General features: G+C 64.3%; 13 protein-coding genes. 5 read left to right on the forward strand and 8 right to left on the reverse strand.

The features are described from left to right. Positions 1 to 198 precede the first annotated feature (198 nt). Positions 199 to 966, reverse strand: coding sequence for an SDR family NAD(P)-dependent oxidoreductase (locus tag JQ566_RS22965; protein WP_212375916.1), 768 nt, complete (start codon positions 964 to 966; stop codon positions 199 to 201). Positions 967 to 1,077: 111 nt separating this feature from the next. On the opposite strand from JQ566_RS22965, the gene JQ566_RS22970 reads away from it, so the two are divergent. Beyond that, positions 1,078 to 1,557, forward strand: a complete 480-nt coding sequence (locus tag JQ566_RS22970) for a J domain-containing protein (protein ID WP_212375918.1) — start codon at positions 1,078 to 1,080, stop codon at positions 1,555 to 1,557. 90 nt (positions 1,558 to 1,647) lie between these two features. Here the strand turns inward: JQ566_RS22970 and JQ566_RS22975 are convergent, their stop codons facing one another. From JQ566_RS22975 to JQ566_RS22985, 3 genes are all read right to left on the reverse strand, one after another. Then, entirely contained in the window at positions 1,648 to 1,899 is a 252-nt protein-coding gene (locus JQ566_RS22975; RefSeq protein WP_100235440.1) for a hypothetical protein, read from the reverse strand. Between the two features lie 329 nt (positions 1,900 to 2,228). After that, positions 2,229 to 2,489, reverse strand: coding sequence for a hypothetical protein (locus JQ566_RS22980; protein ID WP_212375921.1), 261 nt, complete (start codon positions 2,487 to 2,489; stop codon positions 2,229 to 2,231). Between the two features lie 154 nt (positions 2,490 to 2,643). Next, positions 2,644 to 3,027, reverse strand: a complete 384-nt coding sequence (locus JQ566_RS22985; protein ID WP_212375923.1) for a RidA family protein — start codon at positions 3,025 to 3,027, stop codon at positions 2,644 to 2,646. 450 nt (positions 3,028 to 3,477) lie between these two features. On the opposite strand from JQ566_RS22985, the gene JQ566_RS22990 reads away from it, so the two are divergent. Then, positions 3,478 to 3,912 carry a hypothetical protein gene (locus tag JQ566_RS22990; protein ID WP_212375926.1) on the forward strand — a complete coding sequence of 145 codons (435 nt, stop codon included), beginning with the start codon at positions 3,478 to 3,480 and terminating at the stop codon, positions 3,910 to 3,912. 163 nt (positions 3,913 to 4,075) lie between these two features. Here the strand turns inward: JQ566_RS22990 and JQ566_RS22995 are convergent, their stop codons facing one another. Next, entirely contained in the window at positions 4,076 to 4,783 is a 708-nt protein-coding gene (locus JQ566_RS22995) for a glutathione S-transferase family protein (RefSeq protein WP_212375929.1), read from the reverse strand. 306 nt (positions 4,784 to 5,089) lie between these two features. On the opposite strand from JQ566_RS22995, the gene JQ566_RS23000 reads away from it, so the two are divergent. The 3 genes from JQ566_RS23000 (at position 5,090) to JQ566_RS23010 (ending at position 7,399) form a co-directional block, all read left to right on the forward strand. After that, on the forward strand, positions 5,090 to 5,527 hold the full coding sequence (locus JQ566_RS23000) for a VOC family protein (RefSeq protein WP_212375932.1): 438 nt from the start codon (positions 5,090 to 5,092) through the stop codon (positions 5,525 to 5,527). 421 nt (positions 5,528 to 5,948) lie between these two features. Then, positions 5,949 to 6,647: a hypothetical protein gene (locus JQ566_RS23005; protein WP_212375935.1), complete on the forward strand. Its 699-nt coding sequence runs from the start codon at positions 5,949 to 5,951 to the stop codon at positions 6,645 to 6,647. Further along, positions 6,647 to 7,399, forward strand: a complete 753-nt coding sequence (locus JQ566_RS23010) for a pYEATS domain-containing protein (RefSeq protein ID WP_212375938.1) — start codon at positions 6,647 to 6,649, stop codon at positions 7,397 to 7,399. Before JQ566_RS23005 ends, JQ566_RS23010 begins: the two co-directional genes overlap by 1 nt. Positions 7,400 to 7,543: 144 nt before the next feature. Here JQ566_RS23010 and JQ566_RS23015 read toward each other — a convergent pair whose 3' ends face one another. Genes JQ566_RS23015 through JQ566_RS23025 form a run of 3 tightly spaced genes read right to left on the reverse strand, consistent with a single transcriptional unit; the run spans position 7,544 to position 8,649 of the window. Beyond that, positions 7,544 to 8,050 (reverse strand): mismatch-specific DNA-glycosylase, encoded by a 507-nt coding sequence (locus JQ566_RS23015; RefSeq protein WP_212375941.1) that lies wholly within the window; start codon positions 8,048 to 8,050, stop codon positions 7,544 to 7,546. A 21-nt stretch (positions 8,051 to 8,071) separates the two neighbouring features. Beyond that, on the reverse strand, positions 8,072 to 8,365 hold the full coding sequence (locus JQ566_RS23020; RefSeq protein WP_212375944.1) for a type II toxin-antitoxin system RelE/ParE family toxin: 294 nt from the start codon (positions 8,363 to 8,365) through the stop codon (positions 8,072 to 8,074). Beyond that, complete coding sequence (locus tag JQ566_RS23025; RefSeq protein ID WP_212375948.1) at positions 8,362 to 8,649, reverse strand: hypothetical protein; 288 nt, start codon at positions 8,647 to 8,649, stop codon at positions 8,362 to 8,364. Before JQ566_RS23025 ends, JQ566_RS23020 begins: the two co-directional genes overlap by 4 nt. Positions 8,650 to 8,848: the final 199 nt, after the last annotated feature.

Raw genomic sequence — 8,848 nt, forward strand, 5'->3', positions numbered from 1 at the left:
CGTAGATCCACGGTGGCCCGGTTTGGTTAATGAAGGGTTAACCGGGGGCGATCGCACCAATTGACCTCAGGAATGCCGCGAAGCCGCCGCGATTGGCACGACATGCATCGTGATGCGGACCTATCTCGTGCGATCGAGCAGGTGTCATGCCCGCGCAGGCGGACGATGACACCGCGTGCGATGAAAGAGCGCCGCGCCTCACACCGTGCGATACCCGCCATCCACCATCACGATCGTTCCGGTGACATAGGCCGACATGTCAGATGCGAGGAAGATCGCAGGTCCGACGATATCCTCGGGCTTGCCGGTGCGGGCCAGCGGAGTGTGATCGACGAAGGCCTGCACCAGCGCCGGATTGGTCGCGCGCACATTGGCGTTGATGTTGGTTTCGATGAAGCCGGGGCCGATCGCGTTGACGCGCACGCCTTCCTTGCCGAGCTCGACCGCGAGCGCCTTGGTGAAGCCGAGCACGCCGTGTTTCGAGGTGGTGTAGGCCGCCGAGCTCGGCGTGCGCAGATGCACGAAGGACTGGATCGAGCCGATATTGACGATGCGGCCTTTGCTCGCGCGCAAGGGGGCGAGGAACGCCTGCGTCATGTTGAAGACGCCGTTGAGGTTGAGCGAGATGATGTCGTTCCAGTCCTTCGCCACCGTCTCGGTCTCGGCGGTGAAGGCATTGCGGCGGGTGATGCCGGCATTGTTGACGAGGATCGAGACCTGTCCGACCTTGTCTGCAACCTGCTTCGCCAGGGCAAAGCAATCCTCGCGGCGGGTCACGTCGAGCGCAAAGCTCTCGGCCTTGCCGCCCGCTTTCCGGATCTCCTGCGCGGCCTCCGCCACCGTCTCGGCGTTGACGTCGAGCAGCACGACCTGCGCGCCCTCGCGCGCATAACCGGCGGCGATCGCCCGCCCGATGCCGGAGCCGGCGCCCGTGACGACGGCGATGTGGTTTGCGAGCAATGCCATGACATATTCCTCCCGATTTCGTTTCGAAGTTTCACGAAAAGCTAACTCGAAATTAAGGGGTCGGAAACGGCGGCCTTGGCATACTGATCTTCATTGCTAAACGTTGCGCGCATGATGGAACGGCTCGACTCCTGGAAACTCGCTCTGGAACGCCTGCGGTCGGCGCCCGATTGGGCCGAGGCGGGCCGGCTCTTGGCGGAGATCGCGCGGATGAGCAGCGACGTCACGCTGCGCCATGCCGCCGAGCAGGCGCTTCCGGTGCTGCGCCAGGCCGTGGACAATGACGATCACGGCGTGACGCTGGCGGCCCAGCGCCGTCTCGGCGTGGTGCTCGAGGTCGTGCACGATCTCTCCGCCCCGCGCTTCGGCCGCCGCAACGCCCTGCCGAAGCAGCTGTCCAGCGAGGACCGCGCCCGCAAGGTGCTCGGCCTGCCGCTCGCGGTGCAGCTCACCTGCGAGGACATCAACCAGGCCTATCGCCGTGCCGCCAAGGGCATGCATCCCGACCAGGGCGGCAGCGCGGAAGCCTTCATCGACCTCGCCGCCGCGCGCGACATCCTGATCCATCCCGGCGCGCACAAGGACGCGTGAGGGCGTCCCAGCCCTCGTTCACGCAACACAAAAACAACCGGGCGAGGACGCTGGCGTCCTTGCCCGGCTCTTCGTCCGCCGATCGAATTGTTACCAGCTGCAGTGGCCGTTCTTCAGCGCGGCATCCTTCACCACGAGCGCGTCGAGGAAGGTCGGCACGGTCGCGCTGGCGCGGTGATAGCCGGCCGGCCACGGCGCGGTCGGTATGCTCTCGTCCCAGATCTGGCAGAAGCCGGTGTCCTGCCAGCGGATCAGGTGATAGCTGGCTTCGGCAGGGCTCGCGGCGACGAACGCGGTGACGGCAAGGCCGGCGGCAGCGCACAGCACGGAAAGACGACGCATGATCAGCTCCTCAAAATGAATGATGTGATGCGCCTCCCGACAATGACGGGAGGGGGTGGTGCGGGACGCTTTGGGGGATGCGCCCCGGACAAGATGTGAGTAGCTGCTTGCGCCGATCAGGTTCAAACAAGGCGGGCACGAAAAGACGAGGGCGGATCGCTCGCGCGACCCGCCCTTCAGACGCGACCTCTCGCCTAAGGCGCGATGAGACTAGGATGAATCGTCATCGCGCCTTAGGTTATTGTTCGAGCATGATCTCCGCGCAAACGCGTTCCGCGTTTGTCGCGAGGGAAAACCGCTACACACTTTTCCGGATCATGCTCTAGAGCTCAGAGCGTGCAGCGGCGGTCGGCGCGCATCTTGATCTGGACGTCCGATGCCTCCTGGAAGGTCGGGAGCGGCTTGCTGACGACCTTGTAGGTCGACACCCCCCACTGGAACGGCTTGTACTGCAGGTCCTCGTTCCAGACCTGGCAGATGCCGGTGTTGTCCCAGCGGATCACGTAATAGCCGGCCTTCGCGGATGCGGGCACGGCGAACACGGAACTAGCGATGCCGGCAACGGCACAGAGCGCGAGAACGCGACGCATGAAGTATCTCCTTATGGGGGAAGCAGGATCTGAAAATTCGTGCGGTAAAAGCGGGTCCTTTGCAAGCCGGGGAGCCGCCGTTCACGGACATGTCAGCTGCTCCCCACGCATTTGGTTCGGCCGCGTGCCCGGCAAGCCACACGCAGCGAACCGTTCACTTGGCCAGCGACGCGACCGCCTCGATCTCGATCAGCATCTTCGGGTCGGGCAGCGCGTGCACCACACACGTGGTGCGCGCCGGGTAGGGCGGCGGGCCGAAGGCGCCGGCATAGAGCGCGTTCATGGCGGCGACATCAGAGGCGCGGGTCAAGAGCACGTTGACCTTGACGAGATCGTGCATGCCGGCGCCGGCCTCGCCCAGCACGCGCTTGATGTTGACGACGACGTTGGCGAACTGCGCATCGAAGCCGTCGGGCAGCGCGCCATTGGCATCGAAGCCGGGAATGCCGGAGATGAACAGGAGGTCGCCGACGCGCGTCGCAAAGGACAGCGGCGGCGCCTTGACGTGCGGCGGGGGCGCGAAATGCTGGATCGGCATGGGATCACCTCGGGTGCGGTCGCGGACGCATGAGCGTAGCGGCAGGCGAGGGCCGCGCAAAACCAAAAGTGCGAAAACAACCCCATGCACAGTAGCGATCGTGCGGAGATCATTGGGCCTTCTCGAATTCGGGAAGAGCGAAATATCCGCTTGCTCCGTCGGGCAAAACAGGGGCAGAATGGCATTCTGGAAGTTGGTCCGTGCTGTGGCCCCAAGCTCCGCTGTCATGCCACGGCTCGACCGGGGCATCCAGTACGCCGCGGCTTCTCGGCTCAATCACAACCGTCTCGGCGTACTGGATCGCCCGGTTAAACCGGGCGATGACAGTTGAATGTGCTGGTACACCTCACGCATCACGCCCACCCCATCATGTTGCCGCCGCGATCGATCGGATAAATTCGCAGCGTCTGATTCGATTCCACCCTTGAAAAATAGCCCCCGGAGACACCCATGAAGATCGCATCCACCTTCCGTGCCGCGTGCGTCGCCATTGCCGCCCTGGCCGGCCTCTCGACGGCGGCGCAGGCCGACAGCGGCTTCGTGACGCTGACGATCTACAAGGCGGGCTGGATCATCGGCGGCTCGGGCGGCTCGGGCGTGCTGAACTTCCGCGGCCGCACTTACGGGCTCTCCACCGGCGGCCTCGACTACGGCCTCGTGTTCGGCGGCTCCAAGACCGTGCTGCGCGGCCGCGTCTCCAACATCAACCGGCCTTCCGATGTCGCCGGCGTCTACGGCGCCGCCGGCGCGGGCCTCGCCGTCGGTGCCGGCGCCCGCGCCATCGTGCTGACCAACCAGAAGGGCGCGGTGCTGGAGCTGACCGGCACGCAGGTCGGATTGATGGCGAATGCGGATCTCAGCGGGCTTGCGATCACGATGCGGTAGAAGACGATGCCGTAGGGTGGGCAAAGGCGCGCAAGCGCCGTGCCCACCATCTCTCGGCGGTTGCCGGCGGCCATCCTTCGAGACGGCTGCTTCGCAGCCTCCTCAGGATGAGGTCTGTGGCCGCGGTGACGGCGCTGGTGGGCACGCTTTCGCTTTGCCCACCCTACGAGACTGCGGACTTCGCGCTCACCATCGCATGCATCCGCTCGCAATGCGCGACGAGGTTGGCGTGCGCATCGACGAAGGCCTTCAATGGGGTCGGGATCGGAAAGAAATAAATGTTGGCGATGAAGCCGTAGATGCCGGCGTCACAGCTCGTCGGCGCTGCGCCATGCACGAAGCCTTGCGCCGGCACGATTTCCGCCAGCACCTGCAAGTCGGCGAGCCCCCGTGCATAGGCCTGCTCGGGCGTGTAGCGGCCGATGCCCTGATAGTGATAGCGCTGCGCGTTGTAGGCCTTGGCCTTCTCGAACCCTTGCGCGTCGATCTGTGGGTGCTGCGCGATGAAGGCGTCGCGGAATGCCGGATAGAAGCGCTCGTCCTTCCAGCGCGAATACGACATCACCCAGTAGAGGTCGTCCAGCATGCGCGTGACGAGATGGTCGGTGCGGCGCTGCTCCGGTGACAGGCCGGCATCGATCGTGAGGCGATATTTCGCGATCGCATGCGCGATGATGGTCTCGCTGTCGCCGATGGTCTCGCCGTCGTCGACGATGTAAGGCAGCTGCCCGCGCGGCGCAGCGGAAGCGTCGAAGACGTGCTCGTGCACGAACGGCACGCCGGCGAGCTTGAGGAAGGCGTAGACCTTGAGGCCGTAGCCGTTGTTGTCGGCGGCGCCGAACAGTTTTGGGTAAGAGTAGAGGGTCAGCATGGGCGGGCTCCTCTGTTGGTGGAGCCTAGAGTGCCGGGGCACCGTCGCGGACGCAATGGTAGCCTCGTAGGTCCGCATGAGCGAAAGCGACATGCGGGAGCAGTCTCCCCGGATATCGCTTGGGCTCCGGGGTGGTCGGCGTTGCGTCCAGAGGACGAACGACCGGGCGGGGGGCCGACAGGCTATCGCGTTTTCCGCGCTACACTTGCGCCGGGCAAAAAAAACCGGCCGACCTTGTCGGAACGCCCCTCCCGCCCGCGTCCTTGAAGTACCCGCGCGCCGCCCGGGCCGAAAGGAGCCCCATTCATGACGTCCATCACGCCGTTTCTCTGGTTCGATAACAACGTCCCGGCGGCCGTCGCCTTCTACAAATCGGTGTTTCCCAATGCCAAGGTCGAAACCGTCAGCGACTTCATGGCGGTGTTCGAGCTCGAAGGCCAGCGCTTCCACGCGCTCAATGGCGGGCCGCAATACCGCTTCAACGAGGCGGTGTCGTTCTTCATCAGCGTCGAGACGCAAGGCGAGGTCGACTATTTCTGGAAAGCGCTGACCGCCGACGGGGGCGAGGAATCGCGGTGCGGCTGGCTCAAGGACAAGTTCGGCCTGTCCTGGCAGGTGATCCCGACGGCGCTTGGCCGCTATCTCGGCGACCCCGACCGCACCAGGGCGAACCGCGTGATGCAGGCGATGATGGGGATGCGGAAGATCGTGATCGCGGAGCTGGACAAGGCGTATGCGGGCTGAGGCGACGGCGCCGTAGAGTGGGCAAAGGCGCTCTTCGCGCCGTGCCCACGCATTGCCGGGACTGACGGAGAAGTCGTGGGCACGGCGCTGACGCGCCTTTGCCCACGCTACGAGGCTGTGCATCCGAGCAAGACCGCGCGCCAAACCCACAGTGTCGTCCCGGCCTAGCGCGCAATTGCGCACGCATATGCGGTCGCTCAACACGAGACGGCGCAAGGCGTAACCCACCTTACGGACCTGCTCCGCCGCGTTTGGCGAACTTGGCCTCGCTCGCGCAATCCGATGCGTCGCAGCGACAATTGCCTGCCGCCCGGTTCGCGAGATAACGGCCTTGACGGTGGATCGGAATCCGAACATTCTGATCGCGTTTAAGTAGTGGAATAATTTTGTCTCTCCCCGTCGGTCAGTGCAGGGATTTGACGTGAACAAGATTTTTGTCGCCTTCTCGTTTCGAGATCGCAACGAGCAACTGGTCAGGGATATTGACCGGATCATCCGTAGCCACGGTCTTGTGTCTGTCAGCGGAGAAATTCTTGGCGGGCAAGATCTGACCCCGGAAGTCCAGGACCGCATCCGACAATGCGACGCCTTGGTCGCGTTGATGACGCGAGAGATGCAGGTGCAGGCGGAGGGGCAAAGCTATTGGCTGCCGACCGAATGGGTGTCCGGCGAATATGTATCTGCACGGGCCAGGAATCAGTTAGCCATTGCAATCATCGAAGACGGGGTCCGATTGAAGGGGCCGTATGCGCAGAATGAGCATATCAGACTCGATCGAGCTGCGCCCTCAGAAGCACTTCTTCGTCTCTCCGAAACGATTGGTTACTGGAGGGCGGAAGCGGGGCGGGCTCTCGAGATCAGGCTTGTGCCGAAGGAGGCGGCCGTCTTTGCAGCCAGCGGCAATGCACGGTGCCAGTACAGGCTGGTCGCTCCGAACGCAGTGGCACCGAGTCCCTGGCTCGATGGGCGGGCGGCGCGAAAGCCGGGCGGCGTGTTTCTTGTCGTGCCGGGCGTCAAGCCGGATCACTCCATTGAGGTGCAGCTTCTCGAGGGAGCCAATCCAAAGTGGTGTTCGCTCGAGTCTCCGCAGTGGGTTCACGTTGAGCTGGCGAGCGTGTGATGACAACCCTCAAGATTGCCCAGCTTTCCGAACAAATCGAACCCTCATACTGGGGGTGGTCGGTCTGGCTCGAAGGATCCCCAGAGGAGATTGCCGCCGTCGAGGAGGTGGTCTGGAAACTTCACCCGACGTTTTCGTCGCCCGAGGTGCGCGTGACGGATCGCACGAGTAACTTTCGCCTGGTCAGAAGTGGCTGGGGTGAATTTCGGATTCAGGCAGACGTCCGCATGAACAACGGGCAGAACCTCGCGCTGAGTCACTGGCTGCGTCTCGGCCCGTCGGCGCCGACAAAGGAGGAGATGGCTGCGGCCGGGACCGGCGACGTCGCGCCGCTTGGGATCGAGCCCGGCGAACGCCCGCCGTTGGTTTTCCTTTCTTACACCAGTTCGGACGCCCGGCTGGCTGGCGCGGTCGCAAAGGAATTGAAGCGCAATCATGTCGACGTCGCCGTCGACGTCGACATTCCCTCAGGTGTCAATTTCCGGGACTGGATTTCGGAAAAGATCCCGCTGTGCGATGCGACCGTGTTCCTGCTTCCAAACGCCGATTCCGCAGCGCTGTCAAACAGCTTCACGGGCTATGAATTGCGGCTGGCGCAGAAATCGGACAGGCCAATCATTCCGATCCTGCGATCGGGGGCGGATGTGCCGGATCAGCTGAAAAACTTCAAAGCCATCACTGTCGAAGGAGGGCCATCGGCCGAGATCGACGTCCAGGCCATCGCCCGCTCCATCACCAATATCGTTCGTTGAACGAAGATCTCGTAGGGTGGTTAGCCCCGGGCTGCGCGAAGCGCAGTCCCTTGGCGTAACCCACCTCTTGAGCGTCCGCGGCGGCAGAAGCGGTGGGTTGCGCCGCGCGGCCGGCGCTTTGCGCCGCCGCGCGTCTAACCCACCCTACGCAGCGATCCACGCCGCAAGCTCGCGCCACGGCTCCAGCGTCCAATGCCCCGACGCAGCCCCGGACGGCGAGGGCAGCACGAATGTCTCCGGCCAGCTTTCATCACGCGCCTGCCGCCCCAGCGCAATCGCAGCTGACGGCCTGCCGTAAAACAAGCTCGCCGCCTTCTTGCTCGTGAACGCAATCGTCCGCGGCCGGTACTTGTCCATCTTCGCCCGGAAGCCCGGCACGTCGATCGTCTCCGCCGCGATCTGGTGATCCATCCCGGCGCCCGTCTTGCAGAGATCGGTGAAGCCGATCCCGAGCTCGATCAGCGATGCGAACTCGCCCGGCTGATAGCGTCGCGGCGTGATGCCGGCCTCATGGATCGCACGCCAGAACCGGTTGCCGGGATGGGCGTAGTAGTGCCCGAGCTCGGCCGAACGCGTCGAGGCGGCGGTGCCGACGAAGACGAGGCGGAGGTTGGGACGGAGCTGGTCGGGGAGGCGGTGCGTTGCATCCAAGTGAATCGTCCGTGGCTACGCTTACTCGTCCGTCTTGCGGGCTTCGCGGCCGTGCCATATTCGCGTGATCAGGATGTCTTGCGCTTCCGCCAAGACGGCATACCGCACGATGTAGCCGGACGCGCCAAAGCGAACCACGATCTGGCGAAGCTCGGCATCTTCGGTCCGCATGCCCAGATTGGGAAACTCCTCCAACCGTTCGATCGCCCGCCAGATCGACGCGAGCGCGCGTTGCGCGGCAGCCGGGCTGTGCTGATCGAGAAACAGGCGCAATCGCTCGACGTCCTCGACGGCGTCGGGCGAAAGCAGGATCATCCGATCCTGCGCGCCACCGGTCGCGGCAGCTCCTCCGCCGACCCCCAGCTCGCAACCCAGTCCTTCACCTCGTTGAGCGGCACGGCGGCGCCGCTCTTGCGGAAATCATCCAGCCGCTGGCGATCCTCGGCAATGTCGGGGCCTCCGATATCGACCACGGAATCGAGCAGCGCCACGGCCTCCGCGAGCACGGCGGCGACATCCTGCCCGCGCTCGTCGGCCATCTCGCGCAAACGCGCATCGGTTTCGGCGTCGATATCCAGCGTGCGACGAATGATGTTCATGCCATCAGGATAGGCGCGCAGCGTGAGTTTGTCGAGGCGCCCGTCTTGGCGAGTCGGTAGAGCCAATTTCGAACCCGAGCAGGAGGTCTCGTAGGGTTAGCCCCGGGCTGCGCGAAGCGCAGTCCCTTGGCGTAACCCACCTCGTTCATCTCCGCGGCAGCGGAAGTGGTGGGTTACGCCCTGCGGACAGCGCTTCGCG

It is taken from the genome of Bradyrhizobium sp. SZCCT0231, from assembly GCF_018130245.1.
Taxonomy (GTDB): Bacteria; Pseudomonadota; Alphaproteobacteria; order Rhizobiales; family Xanthobacteraceae; genus Bradyrhizobium; species Bradyrhizobium japonicum_F.

What these genes read in the sequence shown, in the direction of transcription:
- JQ566_RS22965 (WP_212375916.1), bottom strand. Translation starts at nt 966, where the DNA reads ATGGCATTGCTCGCAAACCACATCGCCGTCGTCACGGGCGCCGGCTCC.
- JQ566_RS22970 (WP_212375918.1), top strand. Translation starts at nt 1,078, where the DNA reads ATGATGGAACGGCTCGACTCCTGGAAACTCGCTCTGGAACGCCTGCGG.
- JQ566_RS22975 (WP_100235440.1), bottom strand. Translation starts at nt 1,899, where the DNA reads ATGCGTCGTCTTTCCGTGCTGTGCGCTGCCGCCGGCCTTGCCGTCACC.
- JQ566_RS22980 (WP_212375921.1), bottom strand. Translation starts at nt 2,489, where the DNA reads ATGCGTCGCGTTCTCGCGCTCTGTGCCGTTGCCGGCATCGCTAGTTCC.
- JQ566_RS22985 (WP_212375923.1), bottom strand. Translation starts at nt 3,027, where the DNA reads ATGCCGATCCAGCATTTCGCGCCCCCGCCGCACGTCAAGGCGCCGCCG.
- JQ566_RS22990 (WP_212375926.1), top strand. Translation starts at nt 3,478, where the DNA reads ATGAAGATCGCATCCACCTTCCGTGCCGCGTGCGTCGCCATTGCCGCC.
- JQ566_RS22995 (WP_212375929.1), bottom strand. Translation starts at nt 4,783, where the DNA reads ATGCTGACCCTCTACTCTTACCCAAAACTGTTCGGCGCCGCCGACAAC.
- JQ566_RS23000 (WP_212375932.1), top strand. Translation starts at nt 5,090, where the DNA reads ATGACGTCCATCACGCCGTTTCTCTGGTTCGATAACAACGTCCCGGCG.
- JQ566_RS23010 (WP_212375938.1), top strand. Translation starts at nt 6,647, where the DNA reads ATGACAACCCTCAAGATTGCCCAGCTTTCCGAACAAATCGAACCCTCA.
- JQ566_RS23020 (WP_212375944.1), bottom strand. Translation starts at nt 8,365, where the DNA reads ATGATCCTGCTTTCGCCCGACGCCGTCGAGGACGTCGAGCGATTGCGC.
- JQ566_RS23025 (WP_212375948.1), bottom strand. Translation starts at nt 8,649, where the DNA reads ATGAACATCATTCGTCGCACGCTGGATATCGACGCCGAAACCGATGCG.